The following is a 16,514-nucleotide window of genomic DNA, read 5'->3' on the forward strand; positions in this document are numbered from 1 at the left end:
CTGATCTGCGATCGGCATGTGCCGAAACGCGGATTGTATCAAATGAGCTGATGCGCGGTCTAACTGCGCTAAACTGCGGCCTAGGTGGGCCGCAGGCCCGGAATAATCAATCACCAAATTAATTGAGACAGTAATGATATACTAACAAGCGTTCTTTTTTTAAAGTTTCGTTTATAAAATACTAACTTTCTATGTTTTATACTTGTTCAATTTGCTCACTGACCATTGAGTCTATTTTATGTAATAACTCGTCAAATATTACAATATTATTTACAAACTGTTTAAACTCTCTATTCTCAGCCAAGAAACAGTATACTTCATTTAATATATTAAGCAAATCCGGTTCAACATTACCGTCTAAGATATCTCCTTTAAAATTTTCAGTATGTGATGAACACAATTCTATAAACGTATAATATCTACCAGCCGCTTGCATAAGATCGTATAATCGTCCTTTGCTACTATAAATCGAAAAATTCGCATTAATTCCTTCAAGAAACTCATATCTGTGCTTTTTAAACTGTTTCCATCCTTTTCTGAATTTGTATTCTATAAATCTCTTGTAACCGATTCTCCGAGCATGAAACTCTGTCCATAGGAAAAATGCGTTATAGTATTGTGAATTAAAAAGTGTATTATAGTCACTAATTTGTAAATAATCCGCATAATCGTAATAATCGTGTGCATGGGTCAACTCATGTAATACAGTTCCATGCACTTCGTCAAGATCTTTTTGAGGCAACACCTTCTTAGATAATACTACCAGTGTTGTTTTATCTCTTGACGGTGCAAAAATCACTGTCCCGTTTGAATCATTGAGTGCAGCACCAGCCTTCATTACCGCTTCTTTTTGTACATCACACATATCATATTCAAGTACTTTTGCGTAAACATCGTCAACCATAGCAATATCAATAATGCGTTTTTCATCATAATCTCGTATACAATTATAAAAGTATTGTACTTCTTCTTGTAATATATTACTTAAAATAGTGTTTGAATCCATATTTGTATCTCCCTTTTATTATTTTTTATTCAAAAGCAAACAGAGCCTCATCTATTTCAAAAACATTATCCCGGACTTAACTATAAAATATTTATTCTTTAGTTCGGAGTAAATTTTTACTTATTGTAGTAAGGGCTTTTCCGCTCATTTGTCGTACTTGTTTACTGGATATGAGTCCACCTGCAACTGCAAGACAGAGAATACCACCTGTAATATTTCTATTTGCTTTTTCTCTTTCATTTTTGAGGAAATCATTGTGAGTGTCGACTTCTTTTTCCTTAATACGATCAAGTTCCGCAAGTCGCTCAAAAGCTTCCTTTCTTCTTGTTTCATCTTCACATTTTTTTATAATATCATAAAGTGCAGTCCGTTCTACTTCCTGAGATTTTGATACTACTTTAGTAAACTCCACAGACGAATCAAGTGTCTGCTTATGAATCATTTCTAACGAATCCATTCCATGCTTCAGACCGTCTTTAAAAACATCAAGTTTTTCTATAAATTTTTTGTGTGCTTTATCTCCACGTGTAAGCTTAGTATTCATTGTATTTACTTTTGTCATAATATAAACTCCTTTTCAATAATACTCTCTCTTACCTTGTCTGTTGCTGTTTTCTCAGTTTGTCACTAATCAGATTGGCTCCCATGTCACAGATCTGCTAAGTTTTGTGTCATTGGCATTTTTGTGCAATCCGGCAGATTTCCTGCCGGATTATCTGTTTCATTTACAATGTTACATATGAGCTGAGTGCTTCAAGTGCTTTTACAATACATTGCAGTGTAATAAAAAACAGGGGCTATCGGTAAATAAGGTTTTTTAAAGCTACCAAATGCATAAGAATGCAAAAGAAAAGACCAGTGCATCACCCTTCCGCTGTGGCAGAAGTATGATACAATGGTCCATGATTTCTTTTTTCATATTTCATTAAAGGATTTGCTTGAGGGGAACTATTAAGGTTCCCCTTTATTTCATGTCTTCACTATTTTCCAGCAGCTTTTTTAAATATCCGTTTTTCTTCATTAATTCTTCAAACGTTCCCATCTCAGCCACTTTTCCATGATCCATGCAGATAATCCGATCTGCGGACTTAATCGTAGACATTCTGTGTGCAATCATCACGACCGTACAGTTTTGGGCACTTTGCTCTATGGATTCCTGGATCTTTCTTTCATTTTCCGTGTCAAGATTCGATACTGCCTCATCAAAGACCAGAATTGGAGAACCCTTTAGAAATGCCCGCGCTATCGCGATCCTCTGTCTCTGACCACCGGATAGTTTCACTCCGCCTTCTCCTGCAATCGTCTGATAACCATCCGGAAGTTCTGTGATAAATTCATGGGCAAATGCTTTCCTTGCTGCCTCCATTACTTCTTCATCCGTTGCACTGCTTCTTCCGAGACGAATATTTTCCAAAATCGGTATCTGAAATAAATACACATCCTGTAATACCGTGGCATACATTTCATTCAGGCTCCTTAAAGATATGTCTCGTATATCCTTTCCTCCAATACGAATACATCCTTTTTCAGTATCCCAGTTTCGAAGCAGCAGCTGGATACAGGTTGTTTTTCCTGCACCGGATGCCCCTGCAATGGCTACATGTTCTCCCGGTTGAATCCGAAATGAAATATCTTCCACAGCAGCCTCCAGATCCTCTCTGTATCGAAAACTTACATTTTCAAAACATATTTCCGGTGTCAGATCCTTTGTATTGATGTCATTTCCAGAATCCTGTACCAGCGGTTTTGCTTCCAGCACCCGATAAATCCGGTCTGCTGCTGCAAAAATCAACCCAAAGTTTCTTGCTGTATTGCAGATCTCAATGACAGGTCCCAGAATCATTGCAGACAGTACCACAATAATTGTATACATGGAGGCTGCCATTCCATCTTTTCCTACATACCATGCCGCGATCAGCGCCGCCACAAGGCCAGATACTCCAAGCACCATTTGAAGCAACATTCCTTCTGTACCCAATCGTTTGCTGTATGAAAACTGTTTTTTATACATACGTTCCAGGTATGCTCTATTCTTTTCCTCGTATCCTGTTCGATAGTTCAGAGTCAATATTTCTTTTAACCCCTGCACACCTTCCAACGTTACCGCATTGGCATCTGCCAGAGCTTCACGGACTTCTCTGCCCTGTTCATCTGCTTTCTTTTTCATCCATATCGGTATGATAACCGCTGCCACTGCAAAAAGAAGCATTACCAGATCCAGAATCGGAAGTATCTGCCATAAAATAATCATTAAAATAACAGGTGTAATAACTGCAACCAGAACGCTGCCAAAAGTATGGGCAAAGAACCATTCCATGATCTCCACATCCCCCATTAATGTGGATGCAAGCTGTCCTGAGCGCATATTCAGCAAAATTGCCGGTGACACTCTTTCTATAGAATCAAACAACTGTATTCGAAAATCAGCAAGTACTTTAAATGCCACATCGTGACAAATCCACATTTCCAACGCGTAAAACACAATCCGGATGATAATTGCTGCTATCGTAGCCGCAATCACATAATTCAGTTCCTGCATCAGTTTTCCATCAATTGCCAGACCCACTGTCCATGCCCCAAGCACAGATGCAGCCACAATCGATAACTGATTTCCCACACCTGCCGCAATTGCCGCTACCATACGCAGACGATATTTTTTCAGCCTCTTCGAGAGCCGTATGACATTTTTCAGTCTTGTAAATTTCTGTTCTTCTTTATTCATAACTTTGTGCCCTCACCAGATTCTGATAAATTTGATCTTTCTGCAGTAATTCCTCATGCGTTCCACATCCCTCTACGTGTCCATTTTGCATAACGTATATCTTATCTGCATCTTCGATTGTCGTCATACGATGCGCAATCACCAAAGTTGTGCGATCCTTCATCGCTTCTTTCAGCGCATTCTGTATTTCCTGTTCATTTTTGCAATCCACACTGGAAGTTGCCTCGTCCAGAATCAGAATTGGCGCATTCTTTAAGATTGCTCTGGCAATGGCAATCCTTTGTCTTTCTCCTCCGGAAAGAGTAGCTCCACGTTCTCCCACCAATGTATCATACCCATTTGGAAGATTTACAATAAATTCATGGGCATTCGCTGCCATAGCCGCCTGCATGATCTCCGCATCTGATGCCTCTGGTCTGGCCATCCGGATATTATCCTTTACCGTACCATAAAACAGAAAACTATCCTGAAATACTACCGAAATCTGGCTTCTCAGATAATCCGGTTCGAAGCTTTCCAACGTTTTCCCATCAATCTGAATCCTGTTTTTTTCTGTTTCATAAAATCCCAGCAGTAAATTTACAATTGTGGATTTTCCGGATCCTGACTTTCCTGCAATTGCAGTAACCTTACCAGACTTAAACACCATATCCACATTTTTTAAGACATCTGCCCCATCCTTTTCATACTGAAATGACAGATTTTGCAATACAATCTCCGGCTTCTTGCCTATCCCTGTATTCTGCAAATTCTCTTTTGGTTTTTCCGAAACCGGATAGTCCAGAACATACAATAATTCTTCAGCAACGGATAATCCTGTATAACTGTTATGCCAGTAAATACTTAAATCATTCATCGGTCGCAGACATTCACCTGCCAGAAACAGAACCTGTATCAGTACTGCATAAGGAATCTTTCCCTGTGCCACATGAATGGCAGACAACAGGATGCTGATACTGGTTCCTGCTGTAATGCAGATCGTAATTAAAGTAGAATCTGAAAGTGATATTCCCAGATTTCTCATGGATTCTGCCGCAAATCCAATGGCCTGGGTTTTCAGCCTTTTTCCTTCTTTCTTGCTGGCTCCTAGCGATTTCAAGGTACTCATCCCCTGCATATCATCGATGTACTGTGCATTTAACTGTGCATATTCTTTCCAGTACAATACCATGACATCTGATACTGCCGGCATAAATATATGCGGTACTATGACCGTCACCGCCGACATAAAAAGGAGCAGAAGTCCTACCGTCCGATCCAGTCGGCACATAAAAGTGGTAATAAATATTGTGGTAAAAACAACCACCGCAATCTGTGGTATATACTGAGTCAAAAAAGCTTCTAGCGATTCCACGCCATCTGTAATCAATGACTGGAGATTGCCTGTTCTCTGGTCATTCTTAAAGGATGGACCAAGAACCATAATCTTATCCAGAATCTGGCTGCGGATCTCATTCTTCACTTTCGCCGCATATTTTTTCAGAAAATACTCCTGATACTTTATCAAACCTGCTCGGATAAAAAGAGAAAGAAATTCTGCCAGAAAGCATATTAGAATTTCTTTCATATTTCTTTTCCCGCATACTGCTATAACCATTTTTGCAAGAAACCAGGTCTGGGAAAACTGGGCACCCACTATGCCCAGTCCCAGTAAAATTCGGATTGCAGTTTCTTTCTTTGCATATTTCAAAAAATATACTAATCGAAAAAACTGGTTCATCTTACTTTTCTCCGCCTACCAAAAACTGAGGTGTCAGTTTATTCAGCTCTCGTTCTATAGATGTTCTGGAAATCTCACTGATATCCGTCAGTGCAAACACTTTGGAAAATCCAATTTCTATCATATAATTCAAATCCCATGCCGGACGCTTTTTATCACTCATAAACAGTTTGCTGCTAAGTTCTTTCCCTGTTTCCACATCTTCATGAGCATGAATGCCTCTCCCATATTTTTTCCACATGGCAGCATCATGTGCTTCATAAATCTTTTTCTTTTCTTCATCGTAAAGATGCTGATACCAGCAGGCATCCGATACCAGAAGACGTCCACCTTTTTTCAGCACACGCAGCCACTCCTTGTAAGCCTTCTGTGGATCGTCCAGCGTCCATGTGATATTTCTGCAGATAACCATATCAAATGTCTCATCCGGGAAATTCAGATTGTGGCAGTCCATAGTCATCAGATCTGCAGATAAACCTGCTGCCTTTACATTTTCCTTTGCTTCATGGATCATATTTTCAGTAATATCGATCCCTGTCACATGATGTCCTTCTTTTCCCAGCATAATTTCAAAAAATCCCGGTCCGCAGCCTACATCCAGTACTTCCAGATGTTCTTTTTCCGGCGCATACTCCAGAATCAGATTTTTCCAGTTTTCTGCTGTTTCACTTTTCAATTCTGCCTTGATCCCTTCGCTGTAAATGCCAGCTTCTCCTTCCCAGTACTCTTTGATCTTATCGTTTTGCATGTCACTTCTCCTTCTTTGTGGCTATTACAATAAATTTTTTTCCCTGATATCCGTATTTCCAGAAATCCATCGTCCATGGTCTGTTTAGCCAGCGGTTCTCTCTAATCTGGATCCTGGCAAAACGTACCTTTTTTAATATCTGAAAGTCCGCTTCCGGACGCTTCTGCGATGTAAATGGCAGCTTTTCATAAATTCCGCTGTTTTCCTTCACATCAGATCCATATATTTTTCTTTCTGTAACATAAATAAGAAAATCAGCAATTTTCATATGGATCTTATTTTTTAATGTGGGTTCGATGGTACGATAGTCCCCATCAAAATAAATAATCCTTCCGCCTGGTTTTAATACAGTCTTCCAGCGTCTGAAAGCTTTTTCCGGATCATATAATGTCCACACCGCATCTCTGGAAAGTATCACATCATAGCTTTGTTCCTGTTCCAATGGCAAAGTTACACCATCTTCCTCACAGATTTCCACCTGTTGATGATACTGTCGCATATTCCTTCTGGCTTTTTCTACCATTCCTGATGAACCATCAATTGCTTTTACATCATGTCCCAGACGCGCTGCTATAATGCTCATAAAACCTGGGCCGCAGCCCACTTCTAAAATACGAAGGGGCTCAGGTCCAAGCAGTCTTTTCAATTCTTTTGTCCAGTGAGATACCGTTCTTTTGTTACTCAATTGTTTTTGGATCATATCATCATAATCACCGGAATCTTCTGTCCATTTATTCTCGATTTTTTCAAACATTTTTTACTCCACTACGTCCAGTGTTGCCCAGTTAATGCCCTCATAGGCAGTCGGTGCAAGCTCTACATTGGTCAGTCTTGTATTGTTATAGATATAATCACGGTTCGGATAATACAGCGGCACTGTTACTGCCTGATCATTGATACGTGTAAGGATCTTGTCGTATAATTCCGTACGTTTTTCTTCATCCTGTGTTTTTAATACTTCTCCGAGATCTTTGTTCAGCTCCTCATCGTACCAGTTTACTGCCTTTGCTCCATCTTCCGCATAGAACATTGATTTCAGGAAACCATGAGGCATCCAGGAGTCTTCATAGCTGCGGTAAATACACAGATCGTAGTCTCTGGTGTTCCAGATCTCATCATAGTAAGCTGCAGATTCTTTTTCTACCAGTTCAATACCCACACCAACCTTCTCATATTCAGATTTCAGGTATTCACACAGTGACTTCCAGGAAGCATATTCTTCAGTCTGGAATACCAGTCTGAGACTCAGTGGTTCTCCGTCTTTTTCTACAATACCATCTCCGTCTGTATCCTCATATCCTGCTTCCTTTAACAGTTCCTTTGCTTTATCCGGATCATATGGATAGCCCTTGCTGTTTTCTTCTGTTACATAAGGAACTGTCGGAGCCATAAGTCCAGTTGCCGGATTGCCGTAACCATCCAGCAGATCATTTACAATGCTTTCTTTATTTGTTGCATAATTCAGTGCCTGACGTACGTTTATATCCTGAAGCGCCGGTGTATCATAATTTTCGATCAGATAGTAGGAAAGTGTGGAAATCTGCTGTTCTGTCGATAAATTTTTATCTGCCTGGATAATACTGAAGCTTTCGGATGGAATATCCTGAAGATTCAGATCTGCCTCTCCACTCTGAAGTGCCATCACTCTGGAATCACCGTCTACCACCTGTTTCAGAACTACTTTATCAATATTTGGTTTCTCACCGTAATAATTAGGATTTGGTACCAGGACAACCTCCTGACCGCTTTCATAACTGTCGATCATCCACATTCCGGTACCCACTTCCTGACAAAATTCTCCGTCTTCATCCAGTGCACTTTCACAGGTGAAACGAAATGGTCTTGGATAGCTGAATTCGATCAGCAATGTATAGCATGATTCTGCGAACTTAAATTCTACAGTATAATCATCTACCTTTGTAACATTTTCCAGTTTGGCTGAAAAGTTACCGGTCACATCCTGTTCCACCCATCTGTTATAATTCCACATCACATTGTCTGAATTGAACACTGTACCGTCTGAGAATTTCACATCTTTTCTTAAATGAAACGTATAGGTTGTGCCATCTTTGCTGATATCCCAGGATTCTGCCAATGCCGGTTTGATTTCTCCATTTTCTCCATAACGCACCAGTGGATCATAGATCATTTCATAAAGACGAAAATCCGGACCACTTTTTATAGGGTCACAAAGTTCCGGAGTCAGATCAATGGATGTCATTGCCGTAACTACTTTTTCCTCTTTTGCCTGTACATTGACACCTGTCAGTAAAGTTGCCGCCACCATGCTCATTGCTATCAGTTTTGCTACACGTCTTTTCTTCATTTCTTCCTCTCCTTTGTTTGTTTTATATTTTACAGCATATGACATGCCGCAAAATGTCCTGTTTCAATTTCTGTCAATTCCGGTATCTGCTCTCTGCATATATTTGTACATCTTCTGCACCGGTTCTGATATGGGCAGCCCTGTTCCGGAATGGTATCTGAAAATATTTTCTTTTCCTGCGATCCTATTCTCCGCATTTTCGGTTCTTTTATCGGAATAGAATCAAACAGATCTTTTGTATAAGGATGTACGGCAGTCTCCTTTAAGCTGTCCGTATGATCGATAAACTCGACCATGCGTCCCTGATACATAATAGCCACCTCTTTGCAGAGATATGGAACATTGGACAGATCGTGAGTGATCAGTAAATAGGTCATCTCATATTTTTCCTGCAGCTCATTTAACAGATGCAGGATCTGCTTTCGTATGGAATAATCCAGACTGGATACCGGTTCATCACAGATCACAAGTTCCGGTCTTAATACCAATGCTCTCGCAATATTAGCTCTCTGACACTGACCTCCTGAAATCTGTCCAGCATAACGGTTGCGAATATCCGTATCCAGACCCGTCTGGATCAAAGCTTCTTTTACCCGTTCTTCATACTCTCCCTCTTGCAGTTTTTCATGTAATTTCAAAATTTCCAGAATATTTTCTCCAATGGTATAACCGGGATCAAATACCCCGCTGCTGCTTTGAAAGACCATCTGAAGATTCTTGCGATATGGACGAAACTGCTTTTCAGACAAATCCTGCATTTCCTGTCCCTGAAACCAGAATTTTCCATCTGTAGGTTTCTCCAGGCCGGCGATCAGCTTTCCGAATGTAGTTTTACCACTTCCACTTTCACCGATCAGGGCCATGGATGATCCTGCATGGATTTCCAGACTTACATCATCCACTGCCTTCACAATTTTTTTCTTGCCATAATATTTTTTTAAATGTTCTGTCTTTAGTAACGTACTCATACTTTTCCCCTATAAAACTGCATCCAACAGTTTTTTTGTATATGAATGCTGCGGATGATAAAAGATTTCTTCAACTGTTCCGTTTTCCACTATTTCGCCGTCTTTCATGATCGAAACATCATCTGCGATCTCTGCCACCACACCCAGATCATGCGTAATAAATAACACGCCCAGATTTTCTTTCCTGGATAGCTGATAAATTTCTTCCAAAATCTGCTTCTGCACGGTTACATCCAATGCCGTCGTTGGCTCATCTGCAATCAGATAATCCGGTTTCATGGACATGGCAATGGCGATCATAACTCGTTGACACATACCACCTGATAATTCGTAGGGTTTTTTCTTCATCAGTTCTTCCGGATCACGCAGATTCATCATCCGCAGACTTTCCAACGCAATTTCTCTTGCCTGTTTTTTACTCATTCTGCGATGTTTTCTCAGACCCTCCAGAAGCAATTGTTCAACTGTAAAAAGCGGATCAAGAGCAGCTGTCGGATCTTGAAAAATCATTCCGATCCTGTCTCCGTATAACTGTCTCTTTTCTTTTCCTGATAAGTTCAGAATGCTCTTTTCGTTTAGTGTTACATCTCCGGATATCACCTTGCCGTTTCCTGCAAGCAGATTCATGATCGTCAGAGAGGTAACTGACTTGCCACTTCCGCTTTCTCCTACCAGTGCATGAATCCTTCCTCTCATTATTTCCAGACTGACATCTTTAACTGCATGAACTATTCCGTGAGAGGTCTGAAACTCCACATGTAATCTTTTCACCTTTAGAACATCATTTTTTAGCTGTTCCATTCTGTATACCCTCCCCTAGATAATTAAATGCCAGAACAATGATCATAATCAGTATACCCGGATAAAACATCAACCTTGGATAAGTCTGGATATAACTCTTGCTGTCACTGAGCATGATCCCCCATTCCGGTGTCGGTGCCTGTACACCAAGGCCGATAAAGGAAAAACCAGCAATTGACAAAATAATTGAACCTATTTCCATTGTTGCCAGTGCGATTACAGATGGCAGGATATTTCTTAACACATGCCTGAATACAATTCTGCCATGGCCACAGCCGCCGGCTTTTAGTGCAGTCATATAATTTTTATTTTTTTCCTGAAATGTCAAGGCACGGGCAAGTCTTGCATATTCTGCCCAGGATACAACCGATAAGGACAGAATCAGATGAGCACCGCTGGCTCCCATGCTTCCTGCAATGGCAAGTGCCACAATAAAAACTGGCATAGCCATAAATACATCAATGATCCTCATAATTATGGAGTCAATTTTTCCACCTACATATCCGGAAAACAATCCAATCGGCACACCAACACATACGGTTATCAAAAGAACTGCAAAACTGTAACTCAGCGAATACCTGCTGCCCCAGAGAAGTCTTGACAAAATACATCGTCCCAGCTGATCAGTACCTAAAGGATATGCCGCAGACGGATTCTTTAATTTAATTGAGACATCCACAAGCAACGGATCATGCGGTGCCAGTACAGGTGCAAAGATAGCTGCCACAGCAAAAATTATTACCACTATCAATCCTATTTTTGTTTTTGGTGACTGAAATACCTGTTTCCAATACAGATTCTGAATCATACTCTTTTCTGTTCTTTGCTCTCTTCTGCTTCCCATTCTATGACTTCTCCTTTACTTTAATTGAATTCGCCGGTCAATCACAGAATAGGCGATATCCACAAGAAAATTTAATACTACAATGCCAACAGCCAGAATAAAGATAAAACACTGCAGCACCGGAGTATCTTTTGAGATCACGGATTTCAATGCAAGATTTCCGATTCCCTGGATTGAAAAAATGCTTTCTATCACAGCTGAACCACAGAAAAAGCCAATCACAATTGATACCAAACGTGTCATCACAGGGATCAGAATATTTTTCAAACCATGACGTAAAATTACATTTACAGATGACAGTCCCTTGGCTCTGCTGGCACGTATATAATCCTGCTTCAATACTTGTATCATATTTGTACGGATCAATCTTGTCATAATTCCTAAAAAACTGATATCCATGGCAAATGCTGCAAGAATTGGGATTCCTCCGGCATCTCCTCCGATTACAGATATTATTTTAAATTTTACTCCAAATATATAAAGCAACATCAGACCAATCCAGAAAGATGGCATGGATACACTAAGAGACGATAAAATGCGAATGATTTTATCAGGAAACCTGTTTTCATAAATTGCTGACAGAATTCCAAGAGGAACCGATACAATCAGCAACAATAAAAATGAAGTAACTGCCAGTTTAAATGTCTGCGGAAAATATTTTTTTAATTCCTCAAGAGCCGGTTTTCTAGTAGAATATGATTTTCCAAAATCACCATGAAGTGCCTGATTTAACCATTTCCCGTATTGTACCAGCATCGGCTGATCCAGCCCTTCCTCATGCCGTACTTCTTCCACCTGCTCCGGTGACGGATGTTCATATTTTTTCTCCGCCAGAACTCTGGCTGCATCTCCTGCCGATGCAAAACTCAGCATAAAAATAATAAATGTAACTGCCAAAACTACCGGAATCATAAATACAAAACGCTTTGCAATTACTTTTCCCATCTTCCTTCCTCCTCATTTTCATCCTTTTATTGTGTTTAAATGCTAACTTCTCATTATTTTCCTACTCAAACACTTAAAACTCTGATAAATACTGAGTTGTTCGTAATTTTGTTGGTGGATAAATGAGTAGGTATGTTTACTTAGCAAAAAACTTTAAAACCTTTTGTTTTAGCTAATAACAGGGTGTGAGTAGGAAAAAAATAGGAAGTTAGCATTAAAATAAAAAAAACTGATATGATTCAACATCATATCAGCAAAAAATAAACCTCTACCTCAGGCAGAACTTATTATTTTTTCTGTATCCCATCCGAATCAGAATTATTCTATCAAAAAGGCAAGTCTCCTGACTCCAGTTCATCCTACTTACCATCTTCCCGGATTTCTCCAGTGATATCTTGGTTTTCGTCCCTGTTACAGTAGCGGTGGCTGTTCTGGCATTTCACCAGATTCCTTATTAAGTACTTTGTACACCTTTATGACTATTCAGTTTTTTAGTTTCTGGTCTTTATCTTCCCTGCACCATCTGTTATAATGACTGTCAGTACATCATAATGGAGGCATGCTATGAAACAAACATTACAATCTATCTTAACTGCATCTGATGCTGCGCTTTTTCCTGATATTTCCAAAAGCTGCAGCCAGAATTCTGTTCTCTGTATCACAGAATCTGACGTTTTTCGCTGCAATGAAGAAATCGCAGTATTTTTGCAGGATCCTGATTTTCAAAATCGTCTGTGTAAGCAGGATTTTGTGGATATTCTGTTTGTTCTTAAAGGGAACTGTACCTGTAAATTTTATAAAACAGATCTTACAATCGCACCGGAATCTGTCTTTCTATCCAGACATTCCTTTTGTATGATTCCGCATCAGGTGATTCATTCTTTTTCTCCTGATCATGGCTGCCAGATCTTGCATATTTTTTTCAAACTGGATTCTCTGAGAAGTCACTATTCCGATCTGATCTCGGCGAATAATACTCTTCTTCTTTTTTTTTCCAATATGCTGTATCAATCACATTACTGGAATTATCTTTATTTTTCAGTCTCCTACACAGATAAGTTGGATACTCTGCTGGCTGAAATGTACGAAGAATTCTATCGTAAACAGATTTATCATCAAAATATGCTTTATTATTCATCCGGTACGCTTTTTACCCTTATGGAGCGGCAGTTATTCAGCCAGATCTCTGTTTCGCCTTCCAATCCACTTCGACTGGTGCGTTATGATCAGATTTATTCTTATATCTGTGATAATTATCCAATGACCTCCGCCAGAAAAATTGCAGAGCATTTTCATATCAGTCAATCTTATCTCTACAAACTGTTTCACGAAAACGGTACCACTGTTACCACCGTCATTCAAGAAATCCGGCTTCAGCAAACCCGAAGTCTTCTGGAGCAAAGCGACCTTTCTATTCAGAATATCGCAGAGCTGGTGGGCTATCACGATCTGACATATTTTATCAAATTGTTCAAACGCAACTTTTCGATTACTCCTTATCAGTATCGAAAAAAATACCAATCTGCAAAAAATCTTTCGCAGTCGACAGAATCATAGTACCATATCTTCATTTTTATGAAAATGGTTTATTTTTTATATAAATAGTGTTTTTTTACACTAAAATTTTAAAAAAGAGGCTGTTGGGAAATAGATAGTTCCCAAACAGTAAGGATATGACTCACAACGAGTCATACCCTCACTGAAATTTTATCTGAAAAAAGAAAAAAGATGGCTAACGACAACCATCTTTCCCTCCATTACATATTATAATGTATCTATTCTAATAACTGATTATTACAACGATTTTTTTGAGTTTTGTCAACAGAAAATTAACTTTAGTTTCTTCGAATTGAGTTTACTCGATGACGATCCAGTCTATACTATGAAAAAAAGTAATGAAGGAATTAGATTTTTCTGACAACATGAGACGGGGATCTTTGAAGATGAATAATTCTATATCTGCCACGACGAACGTGAACGGCGACATCTCCGAACAGAGAGTAAAGATCAGGATGGATATACACAGACCTTTGAGGTATATGGCTGTTCAGACTGCAGTGGATGTGAACATAAAACCCGCTGTCTGTATAAATATGATGCAGAGAAAGATGCCGGAAAGAACAAAGTCATAAAGATCAATGAACATTGGGAGGAACTAAAAGAAAGATCCCATGCCAATATCCAGAGCGAACGCGGAATCCTGAAATGTCAGACACGTTCCATTCAGACAGAAGGACATTTTGGAGCTATCAAGGAAAATGAGAACTTCCGGCGTTTTAACTACTGTTCGGCAGATAAGGTATATAAAGAATTCATGCTGTATGCCTTTTGCAGAAATATAAATAAATACCATCGTTTTTTATATAAAAAACTGAGAAAATTTAATGGGAAAACTGCCTAGAAAAAATGCGGCTACAAAAAACCAAACAAGTTTTTTTGCGGCCAAAAATAGAAAGTATCTATCAAAATAAGAATATCCTGAACAAGTTGCAGAACCAGAAAGCCCTGTAACTGTCAGGATATTTTTGTTTGGTGCTGTCAGTTCTAAAAAATGTTATTTACCGACAGACGCTTATCAAAATATATTTATTCTTTACTCGATTGTAACACATATCTGCTTAAATCTTCTTTTTTTATTCTCCATCTTCCTCTGACTTTGAATGCTTTTAATTCATTTCTTTTAATCATTTCAAGTATAGTTGTCCTGCCAATCTGTAATAGTTCTTGTGACTGCTTTAATGTAAGCACTTCTGGTAGTGTTTCAAACATAGCATCGCCTCCCATAGTATTCTTATTTGATTGTTTGTCGTCAAATATGTATTTTAAAAACTATTTCTGTATAACAGTAACGTAATACGATATATATTCATCAACGGTATACATTTCGTATATATAAGGGGAACAAATACCATTTATTTTTGAAGAAAAAATCTCGCATCGCAAAAAATCTCATCGAGAAAACAAATTTGCAAAATCAAAAATGCGAGTAAAAATATCTCTAACGGAGAACACGAAAAATGACTACAATTATTCCAAAGCATCTAAACAAGTCACTGTCTGTACATACGTTTACTTATTTTTATAAATGTAGCGACAAAACCTATTATGGACTTTTTCAATATCTGGCAGAAAAACCAGATTGTAATTTTAAGAAACACAGAAAGAAAAAATGTACTAAGTACGTTACCCGTTCTTTCCACTCACTCGGATTTAATCGTATCGAATTTGTAGATTGTATGATTCCAAACCAAGACTACCATGTATATAAAATCAAGTTCACTGTTAATCCACGCATCCTGATCGGCGAAACCAAGAATCTACGTACCCGTATCATCGACAAAGATTATTTGACACAGCTTCCAGATATTCTGGATAACGCTATATGTGAGATAACCGGACCTTTCAAAAACCAGCTAGTACATGGCAAATTTCAGCGAATCGACTATTGCTTAAATTTCTGGCTGAACTCGCAGGAAACCGCAGAAGAATATATGCGTTTATTAAAAAAAGCTCTTATTCCTTATCCATTCGAATTAAAAAAAATACTGAACAGTACACAACACCGATATGTTCCAGAATCCCACGCCATAACACTTACCTGCAAAAGCTATGAAGTATCTCTATATTTAAAATTACCCCAGTTAATTGAGGAAATTAATAATCTTGAGAATGACACTATTCCACCTGAGTATGCCCCCGAATTGGCAAATGCACGCGGGCAATTACGTATAGAATTGCGCGAATACAGGTGTCAGCTACGAAATAATAAAAAGAAACTGCATTGCGGTAGTGATGAATCGCATCTTTTAAATGGCTTAAACACTCTTCCATTCACCACCCTTTGTCAACGATTAAAATCAATGTATGGAACCGGTGACTTCTATTTATACGAGGATGCGAAAGACATTATTAACCAAAGCGGCTACGGAAAAAAGATAAAAAAAGAACTGTTGGAAATACTAAAAGTTGTGAATACCAAAAAAAGAGGACTTGATACCGCCGCAAATGGATTTGAATATAATTATCTTAAAAGTCATATGCGTTATTTTAATGAACTTGACTTGTGCCCAATCACTATTTCCAAAAAGAGTTATAAACATTGTGGCGAAGATTTCTTTCCAAATCCCTTAAAATACATCACCAGTGATAATAATGAACTATTGCTGGATTCCGACATCTAAATAATCAAAAAAGAGATAGGCAAACCAAATACGCCTAATTCAGCTTGCCTATCTCTTTCCTATTCATATCTTTCTTTCAACTTGAGATACATCTTATACAATTCTTCATCATTGATATTGTTATCAGTATCTTTTTTGTATTTGTTACTGCTCACATGAACTGTCACCAAACTGACTTTTTTATTTGTCAGGAAACAGCTCATATTTGTGTCATTTAGTGTTTGGGCAGGCAGGTGATCTGCCTGCCCATGAA

15 protein-coding genes, 1 pseudogene and 1 riboswitch are annotated in these 16,514 nt (G+C 38.8%); of the genes and pseudogenes, 3 read left to right on the forward strand and 13 right to left on the reverse strand.

Annotated features, from left to right (window positions below; translation table 11 throughout):
* Positions 1–196: 196 nt before the first annotated feature.
* From HGO97_RS23240 to HGO97_RS23290, 11 genes are all read right to left on the reverse strand, one after another.
* Positions 197–1,006, reverse strand: coding sequence for a SprT family zinc-dependent metalloprotease (locus HGO97_RS23240; protein WP_004452792.1), 810 nt, complete (start codon positions 1,004–1,006; stop codon positions 197–199).
* Between the two features lie 91 nt (positions 1,007–1,097).
* Positions 1,098–1,568, reverse strand: coding sequence for a hypothetical protein (locus HGO97_RS23245; RefSeq protein WP_004452793.1), 471 nt, complete (start codon positions 1,566–1,568; stop codon positions 1,098–1,100).
* Between the two features lie 402 nt (positions 1,569–1,970).
* A complete protein-coding gene (locus HGO97_RS23250; protein WP_216245602.1) occupies positions 1,971–3,728 on the reverse strand; it encodes an ABC transporter ATP-binding protein in 1,758 nt (585 codons plus the stop codon).
* Complete coding sequence (locus HGO97_RS23255) at positions 3,721–5,448, reverse strand: ABC transporter ATP-binding protein (RefSeq protein ID WP_216245603.1); 1,728 nt, start codon at positions 5,446–5,448, stop codon at positions 3,721–3,723. Before HGO97_RS23255 ends, HGO97_RS23250 begins: the two co-directional genes overlap by 8 nt.
* Position 5,449: 1 nt before the next feature.
* A complete protein-coding gene (locus tag HGO97_RS23260) occupies positions 5,450–6,196 on the reverse strand; it encodes a class I SAM-dependent methyltransferase (protein WP_216245605.1) in 747 nt (248 codons plus the stop codon).
* Between the two features lies 1 nt (position 6,197).
* Positions 6,198–6,950: a class I SAM-dependent methyltransferase gene (locus HGO97_RS23265; protein WP_216245608.1), complete on the reverse strand. Its 753-nt coding sequence runs from the start codon at positions 6,948–6,950 to the stop codon at positions 6,198–6,200.
* Between the two features lie 3 nt (positions 6,951–6,953).
* Positions 6,954–8,522: a nickel ABC transporter substrate-binding protein gene (locus HGO97_RS23270; protein ID WP_246597746.1), complete on the reverse strand. Its 1,569-nt coding sequence runs from the start codon at positions 8,520–8,522 to the stop codon at positions 6,954–6,956.
* 29 nt (positions 8,523–8,551) lie between these two features.
* Positions 8,552–9,490 carry an oligopeptide/dipeptide ABC transporter ATP-binding protein gene (locus HGO97_RS23275; protein WP_216245613.1) on the reverse strand — a complete coding sequence of 313 codons (939 nt, stop codon included), beginning with the start codon at positions 9,488–9,490 and terminating at the stop codon, positions 8,552–8,554.
* Between the two features lie 9 nt (positions 9,491–9,499).
* Positions 9,500–10,291: an ABC transporter ATP-binding protein gene (locus tag HGO97_RS23280; protein ID WP_216245615.1), complete on the reverse strand. Its 792-nt coding sequence runs from the start codon at positions 10,289–10,291 to the stop codon at positions 9,500–9,502.
* Positions 10,272–11,135 carry a nickel transporter permease gene (gene nikC / locus HGO97_RS23285; RefSeq protein WP_246597748.1) on the reverse strand — a complete coding sequence of 288 codons (864 nt, stop codon included), beginning with the start codon at positions 11,133–11,135 and terminating at the stop codon, positions 10,272–10,274. The genes HGO97_RS23280 and nikC overlap by 20 nt, the downstream gene beginning before the upstream one ends.
* Positions 11,136–11,150: 15 nt before the next feature.
* Positions 11,151–12,080 (reverse strand): ABC transporter permease, encoded by a 930-nt coding sequence (locus HGO97_RS23290; protein WP_216245623.1) that lies wholly within the window; start codon positions 12,078–12,080, stop codon positions 11,151–11,153.
* Positions 12,081–12,396: 316 nt separating this feature from the next.
* Positions 12,397–12,570, reverse strand: a riboswitch (cobalamin riboswitch).
* Positions 12,571–12,644: 74 nt separating this feature from the next.
* On the opposite strand from HGO97_RS23290, the gene HGO97_RS23295 reads away from it, so the two are divergent.
* Both HGO97_RS23295 and HGO97_RS24485 read left to right on the forward strand, forming a co-directional pair.
* Entirely contained in the window at positions 12,645–13,637 is a 993-nt protein-coding gene (locus HGO97_RS23295) for a helix-turn-helix transcriptional regulator (protein WP_216245625.1), read from the forward strand.
* 376 nt (positions 13,638–14,013) lie between these two features.
* Positions 14,014–14,481, forward strand: a pseudogene (locus HGO97_RS24485) (transposase); the annotation flags it as partial.
* A 185-nt stretch (positions 14,482–14,666) separates the two neighbouring features.
* Here the strand turns inward: HGO97_RS24485 and HGO97_RS23310 are convergent.
* Positions 14,667–14,849, reverse strand: coding sequence for a helix-turn-helix domain-containing protein (locus tag HGO97_RS23310; protein ID WP_216245627.1), 183 nt, complete (start codon positions 14,847–14,849; stop codon positions 14,667–14,669).
* A gap of 248 nt (positions 14,850–15,097) precedes the next feature.
* On the opposite strand from HGO97_RS23310, the gene HGO97_RS23315 reads away from it, so the two are divergent.
* Entirely contained in the window at positions 15,098–16,261 is a 1,164-nt protein-coding gene (locus HGO97_RS23315; protein ID WP_216245629.1) for a hypothetical protein, read from the forward strand.
* A 59-nt stretch (positions 16,262–16,320) separates the two neighbouring features.
* Here the strand turns inward: HGO97_RS23315 and HGO97_RS23320 are convergent.
* On the reverse strand, positions 16,321–16,514 hold a 194-nt coding region (locus HGO97_RS23320), incomplete at its 5' end, for a hypothetical protein (protein WP_216245631.1).

Origin of the sequence: Faecalicatena faecalis, from assembly GCF_012524165.2 — a bacterium.
Taxonomy (GTDB): domain Bacteria; phylum Bacillota; class Clostridia; order Lachnospirales; family Lachnospiraceae; genus Faecalicatena_A; species Faecalicatena_A faecalis.